Annotated in this window: 21 protein-coding genes; 14 read left to right on the top strand and 7 right to left on the bottom strand. The window is 45.5% G+C overall.

Translation table 11 applies throughout. From position 1 onward, the window contains the following. Positions 1-209: 209 nt before the first annotated feature. From gnd to DVG78_RS24510, 3 genes are all read right to left on the bottom strand, one after another. The gene (gene gnd / locus DVG78_RS24520; RefSeq protein ID WP_114463659.1) at positions 210-1,112 is read right to left on the bottom strand and encodes a phosphogluconate dehydrogenase (NAD(+)-dependent, decarboxylating); all 903 of its coding nucleotides are present in this window, start codon (positions 1,110-1,112) and stop codon (positions 210-212) included. 114 nt (positions 1,113-1,226) lie between these two features. Continuing rightward, entirely contained in the window at positions 1,227-2,747 is a 1,521-nt protein-coding gene (locus tag DVG78_RS24515) for a SusD/RagB family nutrient-binding outer membrane lipoprotein (protein WP_114463658.1), read from the bottom strand. A 66-nt stretch (positions 2,748-2,813) separates the two neighbouring features. Continuing rightward, positions 2,814-5,975: a SusC/RagA family TonB-linked outer membrane protein gene (locus DVG78_RS24510; RefSeq protein WP_114463657.1), complete on the bottom strand. Its 3,162-nt coding sequence runs from the start codon at positions 5,973-5,975 to the stop codon at positions 2,814-2,816. 161 nt (positions 5,976-6,136) lie between these two features. Here DVG78_RS24510 and DVG78_RS24505 point away from each other — a divergent pair, with 161 nt between their 5' ends. The 3 genes from DVG78_RS24505 (at position 6,137) to DVG78_RS24495 (ending at position 9,243) form a co-directional block, all read left to right on the top strand. Then, positions 6,137-7,012, top strand: a complete 876-nt coding sequence (locus DVG78_RS24505; RefSeq protein ID WP_114463656.1) for an AraC family transcriptional regulator — start codon at positions 6,137-6,139, stop codon at positions 7,010-7,012. Between the two features lie 106 nt (positions 7,013-7,118). Beyond that, positions 7,119-8,630: a gluconokinase gene (locus DVG78_RS24500; RefSeq protein ID WP_114463655.1), complete on the top strand. Its 1,512-nt coding sequence runs from the start codon at positions 7,119-7,121 to the stop codon at positions 8,628-8,630. A gap of 55 nt (positions 8,631-8,685) precedes the next feature. Further along, positions 8,686-9,243, top strand: a complete 558-nt coding sequence (locus tag DVG78_RS24495; protein WP_114463654.1) for a WD40/YVTN/BNR-like repeat-containing protein — start codon at positions 8,686-8,688, stop codon at positions 9,241-9,243. 2 nt (positions 9,244-9,245) lie between these two features. Here DVG78_RS24495 and DVG78_RS24490 read toward each other — a convergent pair whose 3' ends face one another. Further along, a complete protein-coding gene (locus tag DVG78_RS24490; protein WP_114463653.1) occupies positions 9,246-10,352 on the bottom strand; it encodes a tetratricopeptide repeat protein in 1,107 nt (368 codons plus the stop codon). Positions 10,353-10,560: 208 nt separating this feature from the next. Between DVG78_RS24490 and DVG78_RS24485 the strand changes: the two genes are divergently transcribed. The 9 genes from DVG78_RS24485 (at position 10,561) to kdsA (ending at position 16,542) form a co-directional block, all read left to right on the top strand. After that, entirely contained in the window at positions 10,561-11,802 is a 1,242-nt protein-coding gene (locus tag DVG78_RS24485; RefSeq protein WP_114463652.1) for a M16 family metallopeptidase, read from the top strand. Between the two features lie 43 nt (positions 11,803-11,845). Beyond that, positions 11,846-12,325 carry a 2-C-methyl-D-erythritol 2,4-cyclodiphosphate synthase gene (ispF, locus tag DVG78_RS24480; RefSeq protein WP_114463651.1) on the top strand — a complete coding sequence of 160 codons (480 nt, stop codon included), beginning with the start codon at positions 11,846-11,848 and terminating at the stop codon, positions 12,323-12,325. A 35-nt stretch (positions 12,326-12,360) separates the two neighbouring features. Beyond that, entirely contained in the window at positions 12,361-13,479 is a 1,119-nt protein-coding gene (locus tag DVG78_RS24475; RefSeq protein WP_114463650.1) for an amidohydrolase family protein, read from the top strand. Between the two features lie 67 nt (positions 13,480-13,546). Next, the gene (locus tag DVG78_RS24470) at positions 13,547-13,810 is read left to right on the top strand and encodes a type II toxin-antitoxin system HicB family antitoxin (protein ID WP_114463649.1); all 264 of its coding nucleotides are present in this window, start codon (positions 13,547-13,549) and stop codon (positions 13,808-13,810) included. 4 nt (positions 13,811-13,814) lie between these two features. Beyond that, complete coding sequence (locus DVG78_RS24465) at positions 13,815-14,018, top strand: type II toxin-antitoxin system HicA family toxin (protein WP_114463648.1); 204 nt, start codon at positions 13,815-13,817, stop codon at positions 14,016-14,018. A 39-nt stretch (positions 14,019-14,057) separates the two neighbouring features. After that, positions 14,058-14,960 carry an AAA family ATPase gene (locus DVG78_RS24460; RefSeq protein ID WP_114463647.1) on the top strand — a complete coding sequence of 301 codons (903 nt, stop codon included), beginning with the start codon at positions 14,058-14,060 and terminating at the stop codon, positions 14,958-14,960. A 97-nt stretch (positions 14,961-15,057) separates the two neighbouring features. Further along, the gene (locus tag DVG78_RS24455) at positions 15,058-15,363 is read left to right on the top strand and encodes a nucleotidyltransferase family protein (RefSeq protein WP_114463646.1); all 306 of its coding nucleotides are present in this window, start codon (positions 15,058-15,060) and stop codon (positions 15,361-15,363) included. A gap of 87 nt (positions 15,364-15,450) precedes the next feature. Next, positions 15,451-15,684 carry a HepT-like ribonuclease domain-containing protein gene (locus DVG78_RS24450; RefSeq protein ID WP_229598309.1) on the top strand — a complete coding sequence of 78 codons (234 nt, stop codon included), beginning with the start codon at positions 15,451-15,453 and terminating at the stop codon, positions 15,682-15,684. Between the two features lie 3 nt (positions 15,685-15,687). Further along, positions 15,688-16,542, top strand: a complete 855-nt coding sequence (kdsA, locus tag DVG78_RS24445; protein WP_114463645.1) for a 3-deoxy-8-phosphooctulonate synthase — start codon at positions 15,688-15,690, stop codon at positions 16,540-16,542. A gap of 87 nt (positions 16,543-16,629) precedes the next feature. On the opposite strand, the gene DVG78_RS24440 is transcribed toward kdsA, so the two are convergent. Both DVG78_RS24440 and DVG78_RS24435 read right to left on the bottom strand, forming a co-directional pair. Beyond that, a complete protein-coding gene (locus DVG78_RS24440; RefSeq protein WP_114463644.1) occupies positions 16,630-17,490 on the bottom strand; it encodes an alpha/beta fold hydrolase in 861 nt (286 codons plus the stop codon). A 6-nt stretch (positions 17,491-17,496) separates the two neighbouring features. Next, complete coding sequence (locus tag DVG78_RS24435) at positions 17,497-17,943, bottom strand: hypothetical protein (RefSeq protein ID WP_114463643.1); 447 nt, start codon at positions 17,941-17,943, stop codon at positions 17,497-17,499. A 142-nt stretch (positions 17,944-18,085) separates the two neighbouring features. Here DVG78_RS24435 and DVG78_RS24430 point away from each other — a divergent pair, with 142 nt between their 5' ends. Beyond that, positions 18,086-19,750 (top strand): T9SS type A sorting domain-containing protein, encoded by a 1,665-nt coding sequence (locus DVG78_RS24430; RefSeq protein ID WP_158550086.1) that lies wholly within the window; start codon positions 18,086-18,088, stop codon positions 19,748-19,750. A 45-nt stretch (positions 19,751-19,795) separates the two neighbouring features. On the opposite strand, the gene DVG78_RS30115 is transcribed toward DVG78_RS24430, so the two are convergent. Next, the gene (locus DVG78_RS30115) at positions 19,796-19,948 is read right to left on the bottom strand and encodes a hypothetical protein (RefSeq protein ID WP_158550085.1); all 153 of its coding nucleotides are present in this window, start codon (positions 19,946-19,948) and stop codon (positions 19,796-19,798) included. Positions 19,949-20,305: 357 nt separating this feature from the next. Between DVG78_RS30115 and DVG78_RS24425 the strand changes: the two genes are divergently transcribed. Further along, positions 20,306-21,814 (top strand): D-apionate lactonase family protein, encoded by a 1,509-nt coding sequence (locus DVG78_RS24425; RefSeq protein ID WP_114463641.1) that lies wholly within the window; start codon positions 20,306-20,308, stop codon positions 21,812-21,814. The last annotated feature ends 2 nt before the right edge of the window (positions 21,815-21,816 follow it).

Raw genomic sequence — 21,816 nt, 5'->3', positions numbered from 1 at the left:
GATGAAAAATTTGTAAATGTTGTATTATTCTGTGGTAAGTTAATCAAAAGTTAAAAACCCCAGCAATAGTTAGCTGGGGTTTTTAAAGAAAAACAAAGTCCAAAGTAATTTCCAAGGGAAGCCTACAATACCTTATTTTTCATATAGCATCGGCATAAAAAATCCCTGCACATACTTGGGCAGGGATTTTTTGTAAGGGGTTAGTGAGTTTAGGGTACAACCTTTTCGACGGCATGGCCGCCAAATTCATTCCGCAGGGCCGCCACCACTTTGCCCGTGAAGGTGTCGTCTTGCTGCGAACGATAGCGCATAATTAGCGAAAGCGCAATGACAGGAGTAGGAATACCCATGTCAAGGGCGGTTTCAAGCGTCCATTTGCCTTCGCCCGAAGAATGCATTACTCCTTTGATGGTATCTAATTTCGGGTCTTTTGAGAAAGCACTTTCGACCAGTTCCATGAGCCAGCTCCGTACGACCGAGCCGTGGTTGAACACCCGTGCCACCTGTTGCAGGTCGAGGTCGTATTTGGATTGCTCCATCACTTCAAAGCCTTCCGCAATGGCCTGCATCATTCCGTATTCGATGCCGTTATGCACCATTTTTACAAAGTGACCGCTTCCGGGGCCACCTGCGTGCAAATAGCCGTTTTCTACTGAAATATCTCTAAACACAGACGCGCAGTGGTTAAACACTTCATCTTCGCCGCCAATCATGGTACAAGCACCGTACAAAGCGCCCTCAACTCCCCCGCTAGTGCCACAGTCTAAGTAGTCTATGCCTTTGGATTTGAGGTAGTTGTAGCGGCGAACCGAGTCGTTGAAATTAGAGTTTCCACCATCAATGATGATGTCGTGTTGATCGAGATGAGGAACGAGCAATTCGATACAATCGTCAACGGGCTTACCGGCAGGAACCATTAGCCAAATTACTTTTCGACCGTCTAACTGTTGACACATTTCGATGAGGCTGTAAGCAGGTGTTACGCCTTCGAGCGATATATTCTTAATGTTGTCGATTGCAACGTCGTAGGCTACCACTTCATAGCCATGACGATGCAGGTTTAGCGCCAAATTGAAGCCCATTTTGCCAAGGCCAACGAATCCGATTTGCATCTTATAAGTATTGAAAAGTTAGTATTGAGTAGATAGATTGGGTGGATATTGAATCGTTCGAAAAACAAAAATAGAATTCTCAGGACTCAATACCCACTACTCACTACTTAAAATTTATTTATCCCACCATACTTTGGTATCCAAATCATCGGCTCCCTGCCGACTAATGGCCTCTTTGACATTGGCGTTGTTGACCGAAATCTCTGAGTTAGGGTAAGTTAGGCGTCTGATGAAGTCGCCTTTGATGGCTTTTCCGGGAAACGGATTGGGGGTCAATTTCGGAAAACCGCTGCGTCTGAAATTGGCAAATGCTTCTGGCCCGTTGAGAAAAGAAGCAATCCAATATTGGGTATTGATTTGCTCAAGCGCAGTAGCTGCCACCAACGGATTTTCTTTGAGGTACGCATCAATGGCGGCGGTGGGTACGGCGGCATTGGCGTCAAAGGAGGCGAGTTGCTCCATGTGGGCTCTCACGCCATTGTTGAAATAGTCGGCCACCGCACCTGTTGTCCATCCGCGCTGGGCGGCTTCCGCCAGCAACAACTGGGTTTGGCTGGCGGTAACCAAAAACATGGGAGCGGTATTTTTTGCCATGCGGGTGCGGTCAACTTGGCTGAACTCATAGAAGCTCTTCAACCCCAATGTTTTAACTACGGTTGCGATGGAGTTGTTGTCGTAGCCAAAAGGCATTCCGATCTGTACGGCGGGGTCGGTGTTTGCCCGGGCGGCTACTTGTTCGGGGCCTGAAGCCGCGCCTACGTACCGAACGGCGATGGATTTTAAACGCGGGTCGTTGGTTTTAGTGAGATAATCGGCAAAAGGAGCCGCCAGATAAAAGTTGGCTGCCTCGGTAGAGTTCAACATTTGCCCCGGGCCGTTTACGTAATTGGGGTCATGCTTGATGGACGCATTGTCGGCATTTGAAGTAATGACGCCCCCCTGAATGGCTTTTTGTACCACCTGTTGGGCTTGGGCGGGGTCAACTTTGCTCAAACGCATCCCTGCTCTTAACAGGAGCGAATTGCCAAATTTTTTCCATTTAGCCACGTCTCCTGCGTAGAGTACATCCGCTCTTTCGATGGTTTTGGTGGCGTCGAGGCCAGTAGTAGCTTCGGTCAATTCCTTGATGATGTCGGTATAAATTGCCTGCTGGGTGTCGTATTTGGGAAGCACCACTTGGTCGGTAAAGCCTTTGCCCGCCTGAAGATAAGGGACATCGCCGTAGGTATCGGCCAAAACCATAAAGGCATAGGCCTGCGTGATACGCGCCATGTTCAACAAATTGGAACGGGTTGCATTTGCTTTCGTCAATATAATGACGTCGGCGGTATTTCTAACCACATTTCGATAGTAGCGCTGCCACGTTTGTTGGGTGTTGTCGCGGTTGTCTTGGTTAAAATTGGCCCCCGTCAAAACCCCAGAGTTGGGGCTTACCATTTGTTGCACAATCCCCATTTCGTAAATAACCACTCCGGCCGGAAACGATACGTTTACGAGGGCGTTGTTCAGAATAAAGGTCGGGTCAACGGCGGTCGCGGCGGTTTTATTGACATTTAGTTCGTCGAAACCCGAATCGCAGCTCCCGAGTCCCCAAACGGAGAGTGAAAGAACGACTGTTTTTAGTATATTTTTCATTTGCAATCTTAGTTTTTTAGACAATTATTAATCATTGATTGAGTACATTGACACGCAACTCAGGGACTAAAATTTAGCATTTAAGTTAAAGCCCATACTGCGGGTGGTGGGAAGCCCGGTAGATTCCATTCCGACGAGGTTGTCAGATGAATAACCGAAAGACTCAGGGTCAATGTTGTCAATCCATTTTTTCAACAACAAAACGTTGTTGGCGACAAAACTCAATCGGAGGGATTTGACGGGAGAGTTTTTAGGCAAGAACTTCCCAAACTCATACCCTGCCGTAATCTGGCGGAGTTTCCAATAGCCGCCGTCGTAGACCACGGGCTCAATCAGCGCCAATGAGCGCACCACTTCCCAATAGGGCTGTACGTTGGCTTTGACCGTGTTTGTTTCCCCTCTTTCGTTTACGCCTTCTCCTACAATCCCGCCTTCGGCCCGTCCGGCTACGGTCATTTTGTGCAGACCGTGTCTAGTAAGGTTAAAGTTGGTGCCCGAAAGCATCTTGTTGCCCAGTTTGAAATCAACCAAGAAAGCGAGGGTTACGCCCTTATAATTGAAGGCGTTATTGATACCGCCAATCCACTTAGGCAAAGCACTGCCAAAAGAAATTAGGTCGGTGGTTCTTAACGGAATGCCGTTTCCGCCAAAAATCTTTCTTCCCTGCGCGTCTCTGCGGTAGCCAAAACCGTAGATTTGTCCCATTTCCTGACCTACTACCTGACGCAATTCTCCGTTGAATACGTGTGTTCCTACGGTGATTCTTTCGCCGGGCGTGTCGGTGGTTAGGCTCAACACTTTCGTTTTATTGTAAGAAGCATTAAAGGTCAAATCCCACTGAAAATCAGTCGATTTGATGGGGACTAAGTTTAACAGCATTTCAAAACCGTTGTTCTGGCTTTTTCCGCTGTTGATAAGGGTCGACACAAAGCCCGAAGCATCCGAGATTTGGGCCGAAACAATCTGGTCGGTCGTTATTTTCTGGTATACAGCAGCGTCGAGCGACACCCGGTTGTTGAATAACTTCAACTCCAAACCGAGTTCTGTTTCGGCCGTACGCATCGGGCGCAGACCCGCGTTGGGAACCGTAGTGCCTGATGAACCGCCCACGGGCTGCCCACCAAAGAGGTTGGCATTGATGCCATAAAACAGGTTGTTGGAGTACGGAGACACGTCGGTATCGCTACCCACTTGGGCGTAAGCGGCGCGTATTTTGCCAAAACTCAACCAACTCGGTGTGCTATTAAAGGCTTGAGAGAATACAAAACTACCCGATACGGATGGATACAAAATACTTCTGTTTTCAGGAGAAAGGGTTGAGAACCAGTCGTTTCGTGCGGTTACGTTGACAAATAAATAGTTGTTGTACGATAATTCTGCCGAGCCGTATACGGAGTTAACCGCTCTTTCTGACAATCCATAAATGGGGTCTTTTACCCGGCCGTTCATGACGGTGTATAGCCCTCTCACCACAAAATCCTGCACCAATACGCTGTTCAGATCCGAACGGCGGTACATTTGGTTGCCACCCAAGTTGAAGTCTAGGCCGAATTTTCCGAATTTCTGCGTTCCTGAAATGAGGATGTCGGCGTTGGTTTCTCTGAATCTTCTGGATTCTTGGGTGTAGGTTCCGTTGACAAAACCTGCGGGTGCTGCCGCCAATGAAGCATGACCCGTGGGGAAGTTGTTGAAATCCTGATCGCGTGACCAGAAGTCTTGACCTACACGTCCTTGCACAAACAACCAAGGTAAAAGGTTGTATTTGACCGAAATATTGCCAAATATCCGGTCGCGGCGAATGTTCTGGAATTGTTCGGCGATGGTCCAGTAAGGGTTGGTGCGGTTTTGAAAACGAGAATAGATAAACTCATTGCCAGCGGCATTGTACTTCTTGGCCTCCAATAATTCCAAAGGCATGGAATTGGACAGGTTATAAAGTGCCGTGGGAATAGAGTTGTCTTGGTTGGCGATGTTTGGCGGGTTTTTGTTATATTCGTTCGAATAGTTAACGTTTCCTGAAAAACTCAACTTTTTTGATAAGTCATAGGCAAAGCCCAAGTTGATGGTTTTGCGGTTAAAGCTGTTGTTAGACACAATTCCTTTGCTGTCCATGTTGGCAAATGAAAGGTTAAATCCTCCCTTGTCGTTGGCCGACGACAAACTGACGGTATTGGTAAAATTGGAACCGTTGCGGAAAAACTTGCGAATGCGATTGTAAACTGGCTCATACGGAACCGTTACATTGTCAAACAGAACTTGTGTCATGCCGGGCTGAAATTTTTCACCAAAAGACCACTGGCCAGAAGTAGGGTTGGGGGCAGTAGGACGAACCCCGTTTTCTCCTTGCCCGTATTCGTATTGGTAGTCTGTAAAATCCAACGGCGTTTCGTTGGTGTAGTTGCTGTTAAAACTTACGCCAATGCCGCGTCCGGAGCCTTTGGTTTTGGTCGTAATCATCAAAACCCCGTCCTTGGCGCGTGAGCCGTAAAGTGCGGCTGCCGTTGCGCCTTTCAAAACGGTCATGCTTTCGATGTCGTCGGGGTTAATGCTCGAAAGACCATCGCCGCCGTCCGAGGTATTTCCTCCGCCGCGCACCCCGATAGAATTGTCGGCGCCAGCGTTGCCTGGGTTGGTTCCAAAGTTTGTATTATCAATCGGCACCCCGTTGATTACAATCAAAGGATTGTTTTGTCCCGAAATTGACGATTGACCACGAATACGAATTTTGGAGGTTCCGGCAGGGCCAGTACCCAATCCTGAGATGTTTACCCCCGCAATTTTTCCCTGAAGGGTATTCATGAAATTGGGCGTTCGGTTTTCGGTGAGGGCGTCGGAATTAATGGTTGTGGTGGCGTATCCAAGTTTTTTGGATTCTTTCTTAATCCCCAACGCCGTTACGACAACTTCTTGTAGGGCTTCGGCACTTTCGGCCAATGATACATCCACTTTGGTTTGGTTGCCGATGGCCACTTCTTTGGAACCGTAGCCGATAAAACTAAAAACCAATGTGGCACTGGAGGGTGCAGTAATAGCATAGTTTCCGTTTCCGTCGGTAGAAGTACCCGTGTTGGTTCCTTTTACAAGAACAGATACACCCGCCAATGGCGATTTATCGGCGGTGTTGGTAACGGTTCCGGTAACGCGCATTTGTGCCCGGAGCATAGGGGCTAGGGCTAGGAGAGCTGTCAATAGCAGGGTAGCTCGAAGCAAGAGTAATCGTTTTCTCATCTTTCTAAAGTAAGATTGTTTGTTCAGTAAAATTTAAGGGTATTGAACTGACTGCAAAAAAAACACAGAATTGTGCAAAAAGCTTCTACGATTAGACGATGTTGAATTTTGCAATATTTTGATGTTTTATTTAAAAAAATTAATAATGTAAGATTTGGTTAATGAGTTTACTAAACTGGCCCATTTTTTCGATGACTGAATTTCGGCATATCAAGGAATTGATACGGCTTAAAAACCCAACGGTGCGATTGGACGAATGGCCCGTACGGGTCAGGGGAGGGCTACAGATAGTATGTATTCTGGAAGGAAAATTTGAATGGCTGATTGAGCATCAACGCCATGTGCTATACCCAAACGACGTGGTCGTATTGTGCCCGTGGCACGGCTATGGCAGCCCGACCAATACCCTCGAAATTGGCAGTTTGGCGTGGCTTACCATTGAGCCTACGTCTTTCGAGCCATCTAAGGAGCTTTTTTTGGGTGAATGGTCGGCCATTGCAGATGCCGACCAAAAACTGATGGGTAGGTTGTTGGTAACCCAAGCTCCTATGGTTTTAAACAATTTTAAATGGGTCTGTGATTTGCTCCAGCGAATTGAAACGGAAGTAAAGCAGGCCGAATTTGCCTATCAAACCCGGGTGAATCAGCTCTTGGATGAACTTTTGATTACGATTGTGCGACAGCTCAGTCAACAACAAAATCAGCGACGTGATTTTCCGCAGGCTTTTGCCCAGCTGGAGCAACTACTTCGTAATAGCCTTGACCACCCTTGGACGGTCGAAGAAATGGCGGCGGTGGTGGGCTTAGGAAGTACGGCTTTTACGGAAAAAGTAAAAAGCTTTTCGGGCTTTTCTCCGCTCAACTACCTCATTAATATACGAATAGCCGAAGCGATGAAACAATTGAGACAAACGGCCAAAAGCCTGACTGACATCGCCTTGGATACGGGTTTTTATTCCTCACAACATTTTTCAACCACGTTTAAAAAACTCACTGGGTATACGCCTGGGCAGTTTCGGAAACGGGGTAATCAATAGCAAATGCAATAACGACAATGGTTTTTTAATGATTCACCCCCGTGCCTAAACAATGAAAGAGTTCAAATTACTAAATTATTCATTCACAATTCACAGCTTTTAACGAATGGATTGTATTGTAACCATAGATATTGGTACTACCAAAGTAAAAGTATCGGCTTTTGACCAAGCGGCCAATCTCATCGGTTGGCGTCAGGGAACGTACCCCACGTTTCACCCACAGCCCAATTACAGCGAACAAGACCCCGAACAAATTTTTCTGACGGTTTTGTACGCCTTGAAAAGCCTGTTGAACGATGAATTGACCAAAAAGCACAAACCCGTGGCGCTGGTTTTCGGGGCGTCGATGCATAGTGTGTTACCCATTGATAAACAGGGGGTTCCGCTTAGAAATGCCGTTATTTGGGCCGATAATCGGGGCCGTGACGAGGCCAATGCCCTCAAAAACTCCGACGAATGTCGGCTGATTTATGAACAAACAGGCACGCCGGTGCACCCGATGTCGCCGTTGATTAAAATCCGTTGGTTTCGTACCCATACGCCCGCTACGTGGTTTGAAAAAGTCTATAAGTTTATCTCCATCAAGGAATATATTATTTACCAATTGACGGGCCAACTGGTTGTTGATCAGAGTATTGCTTCTTCAACTGGACTGTTCAATATTCATACCCATCGATGGGAAGAGCGGGCGCTGAACTACGCGGGGGTACAACCGCACCAACTGTCGGAATTGGTCCCGATTGATTATTCTGAGTTAAAACTGAAGAAAGAGTATGTGCGCCTTTTTAGACTCACCAGCGCGGCCAAACTCATTATTGGCGCGAGCGATGGGTGCTTTGCCACCTTGGGCGCGGGCGTGGTTACCGAAGGCGATGCCACCATCACCATTGGGTCGAGCGGTGCTATGCGCGTGGCAGGAAAACAAGTTATCAAAGACCCTAAACAGCGGTTTTTCAACTATTTATTGAACGAAGGAACGTATATCTCAGGAGGGCCGACCAATAATGGCGGCGTTGTTTTTGAATGGTTTGTGCAGCAGTTTGGGGCTTCGGGCATTCATTTGGACCTGGAATACACCATTAATCAACTCTTGATTGAAGCCGAGCGCGTGCCTGCTGGCGCGGGAGGAATGCTGTTTTTGCCGTATTTATTGGGAGAACGTGCCCCGCTCTGGAACGCCAACGCCCGAGGGGCGTACATTGGCGTAAATATTACCCACGAGCGCAGGCATTTTATCCGCGCTACCGTTGAAGGAATTATTTATGAAATGCACAGCATCGGTAAGCTTCTCCAACAGTACCGTTCAATTCAAAACCTTTACATCAACGGCGCTTATGCTAGTTTGCCGCTTTTTGCGCAAGTATTGTCGGATGTGTTTGGCAAGAAAGTGTACGTCAATGACAAGCATGATAGTGCCAGTGCGGGTGCGGCTTTGCTGGCGTTGACGCATTTGGGCGTTTATCCTGATTTAGAAGCCGCCGCTAAAACCATTCGTTCGGTAGAATCGTATCAACCCAACCCAGAAAACCACGAACGGTATGCCCGTTTTACGGAAATATTCGACCGTTTAAGCCAAAAACTTGCGGAAGATTTTGATGCGTTGGTTGCCTTGCAATAATTTTGGCATGGTTTATGTGGTAAGGGTATTAATGTGATACTAACCACCTAAAATTATGTTGAGATTTGTGACGTTGTGGATTGTTGTTTTTATGGTTAGCGCTGTTTCATGGGCGCAAAATAGTGAAAATTCGTCGAAAATTTGGCGATTGAATGAGGATGGAAAGGTGCAATTCTCTCATAATGAGGGTAAAACGTGGGAAGGTGCTGACGCCAATGCAGAAGCTCGATTAAACGCCATTCATTTTGTGAATGCAAACGATGGATGGGCCGTAGGACACAACGCCACCATGCTGCATTGGGATGGGGAAAAATGGGGGGAAGTACTTATTTTCAGTACGGCCAATCTTTTATCCGTTTATTTTCAGGATGCTAAAAACGGATGGGCGGCTGGAAGTAACGGAACCTTGCTGTTTTGGGATGGAACAAGTTGGAATGAAGAGGTTTCTCCAACTACCGAAACGCTCATTAATGTAAAACGAGCCACCACTGGAAACCTGCAAATTACTGCGCAAAGCGGTGCTTTTTTTGAAAAAGAAAATGGACAATGGAAGGCGCACGCGTCACCGATAGCTCCTGTACTTTCGGCTTCATTGAGCAAACTGGAAGAATAAAGTCACTTTAAATATGCTCTTATTTCCTTGATAAGCGCCTTGTATTCAGCAAGTTCTTCGGCTTTTTTGTAATACAAGGTAGCTTTGGCACGGTCGCCAGCACGCAGCGCAATTCGAGCCAATCCTGCATAAGCAAATGCGTGGTATTCCTTGGTATATTCAGAATCAAAAGGCTGCCGGAGTGCCGCCTGATAGGCTTTGGACGCCGCGCCGTCGTGTTTGAGGTGTTTCTCTTCCACTATTCCTTCAAACGTGTGGGAGGCAATGGGAAAAAATTTGTCTGTTCTTCGTTTAAATCGTTCCAGAAACGGCTGTGCCTCATCATACTGCCCCAAAAGCAAGAGTGCTTCAATGTTTTTCATCAGAAAAATAGGATTATTGGGGTATTTTTGGGTCAGTGTAGATAAATAATTTGAAGCTTTTTCGTAGCGTAATTCATGTTTTAAAAAGATTCGAGCTAAGTAAAAAGCCGATTCTGTACGCGTAAAGATGCCTTTTCGGGCCGCAATGTCCATTTGGCGAAGTCCTTCTTCGCGGTTGCCATCTTTGAAGAAAAGAATCAGGGGTTTTACAATAGGGTGATCTTCGGGATAGCGAATCACGTAGTAATTATACAGTCCCGATGAAAAATAAAATTCGGGATTTCGCTCCATGTATTTAAACCCATCCATGACGTAGTTATAGGCCTTTTTTCCTTCGGAAGCTGCCTTGATTTTGTCGTCGTTGTAGTTGTGAATCAACGCGATATACCCGTGGCCAGCCATCGAAAAAAACGCCGCTTCGGGGCGCGTTTTTACATCCTTTTCCAGCACTTTTGCTTTATTTAAACACTCTTGCAGATAGCTTTGGTATTGCCCGCTCATGGCTTTATTGTCTTTGACGGGCAGGTATTGCCAATGCAATTGGATGGCCTTCAACAACGGATTGACGGGGTGATTGGGGTATTTTGCCCTGATTTGTCGGGCCAAAGGCTCAACCGCACCAAATTCATAATTGTAAATATGGTCGATGGCTTCCAAAACCAGATTTTGGGTGGGCGCATCGTATAAAAGTTGTGCTTTGGCAAAAGGGGTAATAAGTAAAAATAGAAAAAAAACAATTCGTTTCATGTAGCTGTTAACGGACAAACAAATAGATAGAATCGGCTAATTTTTGGCATTCAACTTGAAACCATTAGCTTTGTTCTTAACGTTAAATCACCAATAAAGAGTTTATTGATTTTTGTTTTTTCCGGGAAAGATTCACAGATTTTTACTCGATTCATTTATTTTTACCTGACTCCAGTTGCTAGACAATTGACTGTGAACTTATTACACTATGATACATTACGCGCATTTTACCCTTGACAACGGGCTGGAAGTTTACGTTCATGAAGACCATTCTACGCCGATGGCGGCAGTCAATATCCTTTACAACGTTGGTTCTCGCGATGAAGAAGAAAATCGCACGGGTTTTGCTCACCTTTTTGAGCATTTGATGTTTGGCGGTTCCCAAAATATTCCCGCTTATGATGAGCCGCTTCAGAAAGTTGGGGGCGAAAACAACGCCTTCACTTCGCCTGATATCACCAATTATTACATTACCCTTCCTTCGGTCAATCTTGAAACCGCTTTTTGGCTCGAATCCGACCGCATGATGAGTTTGTCGTTTGACCCGAAAGTTTTGGAAGTACAACAAAAGGTGGTCGTTGAGGAGTTTAAACAACGCTATCTCAACCAGCCCTACGGCGATGTATGGCTCAAACTACGCCCTTTGGCTTATGAGGTACATCCTTACCGTTGGGCCACCATCGGCAAGGAAATCAGCCACATTGAAAATGCTACTTTGGATGATGTGCGCCACTTTTTCTATAAATATTACCTGCCAAACAATGCGATTTTGGTGGTAGCGGGAGATGTGACCGTGCCCCAAATCAAAGCGCTGGCCGAAAAATGGTTCGGTCCGATTGCACCTGGAGAAAAATACGTACGAAATTTGCCACAGGAACCTCGTCAAACAACGGCTCGATTTGCCGAAATTGAAGCGAAAGTGCCGCTCAATGCCATCTATAAAGCTTACCATACCTCGGGCCGTTTTGCGGACGATTTTTACACCGTTGATTTAATGACGGATGTGTTGGGACGCGGAAAGTCGGCCCGTTTGTACCAAAAATTATTGAAAGAAAGGCCCTTGTTTGCTAATATCAACGCGTACACTACCTCATCAATTGACCCAGGATTGTTGGTAGTGCAGGGAAATTTAAACGAGGGCGTCACCTTGGAAGAAGCCGACGCGGCCATTGAAGAAGTGTTGCAGGAGTTGGTGGAAATTCAGTTGCCCGCGCAAGAGTTGGCCAAAGTGAAAAATCAGGCCGAGTCTACGTTGGCATTTTCGGAAATTGAGCTGCTCAACCGTGCCATGAATTTGGCCTTTGCGGCCAATGCCGGCAATCCAGAGTTGGTTAATCAAGAAGCGGAAAAAATACAGGCAATTCGGGTGGAAGATATTCAGAACAAAGCGAAAGAATTGCTGCGAAAAGAAAATTGTTCTACCCTGTATTACAGAGCGGCCACGGTTTAGGAAGAGAAATGGGTGAGAATGTAACAGATAATGGTTATAAAGAATGAAATTTAGAGTTGGTTCGGGATACGACGTTCATAAACTAGAAGAAGGTAGAGATTTTTGGTTGGGGGGCATTAAAGTGCCGCACACCCACGGAGCCAAGGGCCATTCAGATGCCGATGTGGTTTGCCATGTGATATGTGATGCACTGTTGGGGGCTGCCAATATGCGCAATATCGGCTATCATTTTTCCGATAAAGACCCGCAATGGAAAGGCGTAGACAGCAAGTTGTTATTGGCAAAAGTGATGGAAATGATTCGCGAGGCGGGCTACGAAGTGGGCAACGTAGATGCCACCGTTGTGTTGCAAGAACCAAAACTCAATCCGCACATTCCTGCCATGAAAGAGTGTTTATCGAGAGTGATGAACATTCCCGAAGAGGATATTTCTATCAAGGCCACAACCTCCGAATGGATGGGTTTTGTGGGCCGGAAAGAGGGCATTGCCGCGCACTGCGTTGCGCTGATTTATAAAGATTAATTCCTATTTATTAACCCTTTCTTAAATTCCATCTTATGAAAATACTGGCAAGCGGTGTTTTGTTTCTCGGAGTGCTGACGGGCATGGCCCAAACGATTGAGCCGCCCCTCGGATTTGAAGAGTACGATCCAGTCTCAACGCTTAAAGTAGCAGAGCACAAAGTTACCCGCTCTAAGTTTCCATTTATTGACGTTCACAACCACCAATACCGGATGAATTCTCAGGATTTGTCAAAGTTGGTGGCCGACATGGATGCCCTTAACATGGGAATCATGGTCAACCTCAGCGGTCGTGGATTTTCGCAAGAGTGGGAGGAAGGCACCGCTACCATCAACGGAGCCCTTGCCAATGCCCGTAAAAACTATCCGAAACGTTTTTTGGTTTTTACGAATCCCGAACTCAAAAACATCGGCTCGCCAGGCTGGGGCGCACGTGCGGCCAAACAAATAGAAGACGATGTAAAAGCGGGGGCCGTCGGTATGAAAGTATATAAAAATCTGGGTTTCAGTGGTGTAAAAGATACCGATGGTAAACGAGTGGCCGTCAGTGACCCGCGCTTAGATCCTCTTTGGGCTAAGTGCGGAGAGTTGGGGATTCCCGTTATTATCCATACCGCCGACCCGAAGTCTTTTTGGGACCCCATGGACCGTTACAACGAGCGTTGGCTCGAACTCAAAACCCACGCTGGACGTAAACGAAGCAATAACGATCCTGTGCCGTTTGACTCATTGATGCGCGAACAGCACGCCGTTTTTGCGCGCCACCCCAAGACTACGTTTATCAATGCCCACATGGGTTGGTATCCCAATGATTTGAAAAAGTTGGATAGCTTGATGCAGAAATTTCCTAACATGAACGTCGAAATCGGGGCGGTAATTGCCGAATTGGGCCGTCAGCCGCGTGCCGCAAATGCTTTTTTTACCAAATGGCAGGACCGAATTTTGTTTGGAAAAGATAGCTGGGTTCCTTCCGAATACGCCACGTATTTCAGGGTGTTGGAAACCGAAGATGAGTATTTCCCTTATCATAAAAAATATCACGCTTTTTGGCGGATGTACGGCATGGGGCTGTCGGATGAGGTGTTGAAAAAAGTCTATTACAAAAATGCCCTTCGGATTATTCCGGGTATTGACAAAACGCAGTTTCCTGAGTAGTTATTTAATGATTCCAGCAGTGATTTTGAGTAATTTTGTGAGAAGCGGTTCGAAATAAATACTAAAAATGGAAAATAGAATTTATAGGGTAGTAATGACCAAAGATGAGTCAGGAGGCTATTTGGCTGATATTCCAACGTTGAATCATTGCATCGCTTATGGTAGTACAATGGAGGAAGCAATGCAAAATATTAGAGAGGCCTTGGAAGGAGTTCTTTTAGTAATGGAAGGCGAAGGGCTACCTATCCCTGACGATAGTAATACGGTGGAGTATTCTATTTCGGTTCCTATTAATTCAGACGCTAATCCTTCTAAGCTCCTAATAGCATAACTTGATGAATCAGTCACCAAAGAATTTAATCAAGGTTTTAGAAGCAAAAGGTTGGATACTGAAACGGATTAACGGAAGCCATCATTTGATGTACCATCCTGAACGCAAACAAACAATGCCTATCCCTGTTCACGGAAATAAAGACATTCCTTTGGGATTGTTTTTGACCATACTTAAGCGAACAGATACGACTGCGGAAGAATTGTAATTTAATTTACGAATAGCTTAATTCTCATAAACCCAAAGAATGCCCCATTCACTTCCCTCCGTTCAGACCCTGCTTCAATCTCGTGGCTACATTGCCGACGAATACGTGGCTATGTCGGTGTATTTGGCAATGCAGCTCAATAAACCGCTCTTGATTGAAGGCCCTGCGGGGGTGGGTAAGACCGAGATTGCCAAAGTGATGGCTCAAGCGCTCAACACCGACCTGATTCGGCTGCAATGCTATGAAGGGCTAGATGCACACCACGCCATTTATGAATGGAACTATCAGCATCAATTGCTTTTCCTGAAAATGGGCGAGAATGATAAAGAAGGGCGTAATCAAGAAGCGTTGGAGAAGACGATATTTAGTGAAAAGTTTTTGTTGAAAAGGCCTCTTTTGCAAGCACTTACGCATTCTAAGTCGCCCGTGTTGTTGATTGATGAAGTGGACCGGGCCGATGAAGAATTTGAAAGTTTTTTGCTTGAAATGCTCTCCGATTGGCAAATTACCATTCCCGAATTAGGAACCATCAAAGCTACGCATGTGCCGCACGTGATTTTGACGGGCAACCGCACCCGCGAACTTTCGGAAGCCTTGCGCCGCCGATGTTTGTACCTGTGGATTGATTATCCGCCTTTTGAAAAAGAGCTCGCCATTGTCAAGTCGAAAGTGGAACAAATTGATGCAACTTTGGCGCGGCAAATCACGGCTTTTATGCAGGCATTGCGTGAACAACGACTCAATAAGGTACCGGGCATTGCCGAAACGCTCGATTGGGCGCAAGCCTTGGCGGGGATGCACATTACCCATTTGGAAAAATCATTGGTAGAATCAACACTCGGGGTTATCCTCAAAGATTGGCAAGACATCCGGGAAACCCAACTCAGTCTTTCGGAGCTGTTTGACAAAGTGGGCATAAAATCAAAATGGGAAGACGCCTAAAACAATGCACAGGAATTGTGCCTTTGTGTCGAACTGCTTACCATAAAGTTTGAAGTTGTTTGTAAAAAAGGCAATTTTGCACTCATATCTCACTTTTATGAAGTTGTCAAAGAAGCATATTCGCCAAATTCAAGATTATTTTAAGACCCAACCCGTCTTAAAAGCCTATCTGTTTGGCTCTTACGTGCGTGGGGAAGCGACCAAAGAAAGCGACGTAGATTTGTTGGTGGAGTTAGACTATTCTCAACGAATCGGCCTTCACTATGTCCAAATGATTTTTGATTTAGAAGAATTACTGCAAAAAAAAGTGGATTTGATTTCTGAAGGGGGGATGTCAAAATACATTCGTCCTTACATAGAAGCAGAAAAAAAACTTATTTATGAAAGGTCAATTGGGGGATAAAGCAAGGCTTCAACATATTTATGATGCCATTCTAGAGATAGAAACTTACACAAAAATGTTGATATAGAAGATTTTCTTAACAATTCTATGATGCGTTTTGCCTGTATCAAACAAATTGAAATTATTGGAGAAGCTGGTAATCATGTCACAAAAACAACACAACTGCAATTTAGTGAAATAGAGTGGCGGAAAATTGTTGGACTACGAAATATTGTCATTCACGAATACTTTGGGATTGACTTTGATGTGATTTGGGGAATAATTTTGAGTGACATCCCCGATTTGAAAGTAAAAATTGAAAACATATTGAATCAACTATAAGAAATGCAACAAAAGAAAATCGTTCGCGTAGGCGATATTGAATGTGGTTCCGACGAATTGTTCCTGATTTCGGGGCCATGTGTGATTGAAGACGAAAAAATCATGATGACCGTAGCCGAACGGCTGAAAGAAATTTCGGAGCGGCTGGGCATCAAAATCATTTATAAGTCTTCGTTTATGAAAGACAACCGCAGCAGCCTTGACTATTACATGGGCCCGGGTTTAGAAGCGGGTATTAAGATTTTGGCCAAAGTGAAAGAACAATTTGGTTTTACGCTTTTGACCGATGTGCATTATCCAGAGCAGTGCGCTCCCGTGGCAGAAGTGGTGGATGTATTACAAATTCCTGCCTATCTGTGTATGCAGACTACCTTGGTGGTAGCCGCCGCAAAAACAGGCCGCGTGGTGAATTTGAAACACGGGCAGTTTTTGGCCCCCGAAAACATGAAACACCCCGTCAAGAAAATTGAAGATAGTGGAAATGAGCAGATTATCCTGACCGAGCGTGGTTATACGTTTGGATACAATGACCTCATCGTAGACCCGCGCAGTTTTTATCACATGAACAAAACGGGTTATCCCGTCGTTTTCGACGTGACGCACGCGATTCGCAAATACGGAATCCCTTCCAAAGACAGCAAAGGCGGTGCGCGTGAATACTTGCCAGTACTAGCCCGTGCGGGCGTAGCGGCGGGCGTAGACGGACTGTTTGTAGAAGCCCATACTTGCCCGTCCGAAGCGTTGTGTGATGCCGCGAGTCAGTTGGATATCAACTACTTGGAAGAGTTTTTGAAGCCATTGATTGAACTCCACAACGTGGAAGTAAAATACCGCGCTACTGCTCAGGAATTGGGGTAGCAACGAGTTTTCCTAAAAAAAATAATATAAAAACCTCCTGCCTTTTGTGGTCATTCAACCACAAAACAGGAGGTTTTTCGGTGTATTTTATACTGGATAAACTTCTTCCAAAAACTGAATGACGGCGTGGGTGAAAGCGTGATTTGAATCTCCCGCCACCATGTGACCTGCTCCCGAAACCGTTAGACTTCTGACATGGGGCACGGCATCCAGAAACTCAGCCATCACGCGGTCGCTAACCACGTCACTCATGCCGCCGCGCACAATTAACGTCGGTGCTTTGAGGTTTTGGGCGGCTACAAAGAGACGCTCTTCATAGGCAATCTGCTGGTCGGGGGTGGCATCTTTCCACACTTTGAGCATGGTTGGGTCCCAATGCCAGTAATATCGTCCGTCGCGAAAACGCAGATTTTTTTCTAAACGAGAATAATTATCCTTTCTGGAACGTTGCGGAAGATAAGCGGCAACGGCATTGGCGGCTTCTTCCAACGATGCAAACCCACTTTCCAGGTGCGAACTCATAAAAGCAAAAATCCGCTCGATTCCTTTTTGCTCGGCTTTGGGAGCAATATCTACCAAAATGATGGCGGAGGTAAGTGATTCTATCGATTCTCCCTCTAAAACCAAGGCAGTTATTCCTCCCATCGAGGCACCGATGATGGCGGGTTTGCCGCCTACTTGATGAATGATGGCTTTTAAATCACTGACCAGCGCATCGACCAAATACGCTCCTTTCGACGACCAACTGCTGTTGCCATGTCCGCGCGCATCGTAGGTGATGGCGTACCAACCCCGCTCCGCGAGCCGCTGGGCGGTATCGCCCCAAGAGTGGTGGGTTTGGCCACCGCCGTGCAACAAAAGAATGGGTGGGGCGCTTGAATCACCCCACCCTTCGGCATGAATAAAAAAATCTGGCTCCGTTTCAAAACGAATGATGGAAGATTGCATCGTTGATTACAGCGCTGGAACGAGCTCAAGATAGACATTAAAAGTTAGCCCGTTGTAAGTGATTTTGTTTAACAAAACCATGCGCGAACGTTCTAACTTATTGATGGGAAATTGTCCTTTCAAATCTTTAATGTCAATGTCAAGGGTTTTTTCATTGTCCAGGAAACTCCAAGTGCCGCCGTTGATAACGGTTCGCGCAATGGGGTCAATAGCACGAACGGTTTTGTCATCGCTGAATTGGATATTGATGCCAAAAAGCGCCTTTGATTGTTCTGGTAATGAAGCGGTATTGATGACATTGCCGTTCAAATCCGTAATTTTGTCCACTTTCCAGGGGTTGGTCGTCAGTACCCTGACCGTTGCCTCATTCGTGGGTTCGTCGGTTGTTGTACGGTCGCAGCTCACCAAAAAGAAAGTAAGAAATAGAGAATAAATGAACGTCAGTTTTTTCATAGCTTGTGTTACGAATTAAATTTGTACTCAAAATTAGTATTTTTATTATTTCATGTCCTAATTTATCAGCCCTAAAGTTAAGCGTTATGAAAAAGGGAGTGGTTCTTTAGTGGTTGATTATTAACGAATAATGTATTTTTTTATGCGACAAAATTGGTGTTGGTTGACGGGGTTGATTGTCTTATTTTTTAGTTCGTCCTTTGCGCAAGAGTGCGTTGCTCCTTTACAATGGACGCCCGTGCAGAGAAATAACGCGATTGAGTGGGAAAAATTTCCAGATTTTTCACTTCCTTTTACGATTATTTATGAAGGGCCGCGTTTTGGCGACACAGAATCTTGGCCATTACGACGCGGATTTAGCCATTTGGCCAGTTTTTCAGGCAATGAAAGTGCCACTCTTCCCGTAAACAAAAGGGCCATCACTTGGTATCATATTGCCACCGACGCCAATACCCAACCTTGGTCAGAACGAAATCTGGAAAGCCCTTGGGCCAATGATTTGGGACTCTATCGGGATACTTGGAACAATCAATTGCGAAACATGGCGGGATTGTTCGACGATTCTCGGGGCAGTGACCGACCTGCTTATGATATTATAGCCCTTGATATTGAGCGAATTCACGATACAGATCGCGAAATCCTGACCATTAAAAACAATCCGCGTGTTCCTGAAAATTATCGTAATCTAAGTGATGCCCAGTTTGTTGAACGCTACAAACGAGATATTCAGCGCCTGTACGCGGCACCCGCCGATTACGTCAGGGAGCGCACGAGCGAATCAACCCAATTTGGGAGTTACAGTGATGTGTTGATTCGGGGGAGTTTCAATAATTGGCTTGGAATGACGCTCACGCCATGGAGTGATTGGACTACCGACCCCAGTCTGATTTTGCACGTAATGCGGGATACCCTTTCGGGAAAAGTGGGCGGCCCGTTTCATAACAACCTCAACTTTCTGACGCCTTCGTGCTATTATTACTACGATTACAATACTTCTCCTTTTGGTAAAGATTATTTGGCCTATATATTATTTGTCATCGAGGTGAATCGAGCGTGGTCTACCAAGCCCATTATTCCTTTCGTTTGGTTGCGTTACCACGACGCTTTTAACCCTACGGTTCCGTTTGTACCCAATTTCGTGGCCGAAGCCACCGCGATATTTCCTTTTTTCTCAGGGGCCAAAGGTTTATGGTTGTGGGATGGGCCAGTTGACCTCGGGCGACAGGATAACTTTGGAACGTATGAATATTTTATTGCGGGACTGCACCGGTTGTCACAATTTAAAGACTTCTTTGAAGGTGATAATGAGTTGGTTATCCCGCAGCCAGCCGTTGAGTCTGCCAAAAATAAATCTCCTATTTGGCGCGGTGTAATTAAAGGAAATGAGATTCTAATTGCCGCCCAGAATCCCTATGCCACCTCCGATACCCAAGAGACCGAAGTGAGGATGACGCACCAAAACTGGCAAAAAACCATTACGTTGAAAGGACGCGAGGTATTTTTGTGCAAGTTTGACTACAACACCATTTCGTCAATTCCAAATGTATCTTCTCTGTTGAATCTCAAAGTGACGCCCAATCCTGCCACCGACAAAATTGTGTATAGCTTTGAAAGTATCACGGGCATGTTGGGCCATGCTCAATTGGTGGATATGACTGGGCGTACATTGGCGCAGGAGGAATTCAACGTGAATGTAGGCCTTCAAAAGCACGAATTTAAAGTCAACCACCTCCCGTCGGGGTCGTATATATTACAGGTACAGGCGGGTAAATATCGAATGAGTGAACGGGTGGTTGTTGTTAGATAACCCATGAAAAAGGGGCTGTTGATGCAGCCCTTTTTTTACGATTTGTTACACCTTACCACCAAAGGGTTGCCCCGTGCGGACGAGTGCCTCAAAAACTGCTTGTTGACGAAGTGCAAAGGCTTCAAACTTATTATACAAATTTTTGGGTTGAGCGCCTTGAAAATAAGTGATAATATATTCAAAATTGATAGTGTTCATGGTCTTAGTTTGTTGATGAATCTAATGCAAAGTTCGGAATAATACAACATATCGCCAAATGCACAATAAGAATAGTACAATTTATGGTGGAGGTAATCCCAGAAACACCCTAAAGTTGTTGTGTGGGTACAGCAAGTTCTTGAAATAATTACACGCTATATTGTCTCAAAAATGACTTAAAACAAGGGTTTGTATGGTAATATTGAATTAAAAATTCGCTAAATTTTGCCTTTAAAATGGATGAAATGCGTCTTGCTTGGGGATATGTTTGATTAAATTCCGAAAAGTACACAGTAAGAATCCTACCAATACTCGTTTGTTTTCCAAAAAACTATCCTTCATCTCCACTTATCACGTATGCAAAGTTTAAAATCAGGTCCTTTCGAAATCGGTTATCAAAATGGGTTTCTACGTCAAATCAAACATCAGGGCGTCGAAGTGCTGCGCATGATGTATTTCGCCCTACGCGACCATAATTGGGGCACTTTTGCTCAATTAATTACAAATGAAGTTATTGATAGTCAAGAAGATAGTTTTTCGGTTTCGTATACTTGTACCAATATTGACGAAGCACAGAGACCCATTTTTGAGTGGAATGTGCGCATTCATGGAGATAACGACGGGACAATCACCTTCGAAATTCAAGGTGAGACGTTGCAGGCAGTTCGGCGAAACAGGGCTGGTTTTTGTATTCTGCACCCTATTCAGGGAACGGCGGAGCAACCCGTTACGATTTTTCACGAAGAGAATGCTAAAACTGAAACGTACTTTCCGCGCTATATTGCCGCGCAGGACCCTTTCTTGGATATTCGGGCCATGCAATGGCAGGCGGGCAACGGTGGTGAATATCGTCTTGATTTTGAGGGAGATATATTTCAAACGGAAGACCAACGCAATTGGGGTGATGCATCGTATAAGACGTTTTGTACGCCGCTGTCACGGCCTTTTCCCGTGCAATTGAAGCCAGGAGATAAGGTTTGGCAGCGCGTTACGTTGCGCCCGATTTCAATTCCTGCGGCTTCTTCGTTACAGAAGTCGGAAGAGAAATCATCTCGCAAGAAATTTCAATTGGGAGTTGCTGCTTCGGTCGAAACCGAGCGTTTGTCTGAAAAAGCCGTGGTATTGCTCAAATCACTGAATTTGGGTCACTACCGCATCGACTTGGCCCTTTTAGACCCAAATTGGATTACAAAATTTTCAAATCACTGTGAAAAGGCCGCCTTGCTGAATTTGCCACTCGAAATTGCGCTTTTTTTAGCCGATGCTTTTGAGGTTCAATTGGCCGATTTTATGGGTGTTTGTGAGCAGAATGGCCTTAAAATCAAACACCTACTTTTATTCTCCGCCCAACAGTTAGTGACGCCGCAGCCGTTGATTGACTATATCCCAAGCCTAAAGCAGCAATTGCCCAATACGAAAATTGGCGTTGGTACCGACTATAATTTTACTGAGCTTAACCGAAACCGATTTGACGTTGGCGAGGCCGATTTTGTAAGTTTTTCGTTTGACCCGCAAGAACACGCCTTTGATGATTTGTCGCTATTAGAAAACACCGAAACCGTGCAGTACTCGGTAGCAAGTGCCGAAAATCTATATGGTAAACCAGTACATTTGTCATTTATTGCGTTACGCAAACGCTCGAATCCTTACGCGACCAATCCAGCCGATTTTGTGTTACCACTTGAAAAACAAATAGATAGCCGCCAAAAAAACAACTTCGCAAAGGAGTGGACCGCAAAAGTGTTAACGCATTTATCCCAAACCAATGTTGTATCGGTCACGATGTTTAGAACGGTGGGTGAATTGGGAATTATGAATGAAAGTGCGGAGGCGTATCCTGTTTTGGAGGCGTTGATGCAGCGCTAAAA

Source organism: Runella aurantiaca, assembly GCF_003339505.1.
GTDB lineage: Bacteria > Bacteroidota > Bacteroidia > Cytophagales > Spirosomataceae > Runella > Runella aurantiaca.
The sequence above is the reverse complement of the archived record's forward strand: the minus strand, read 5'-3'. Positions and strand labels throughout refer to the sequence as shown.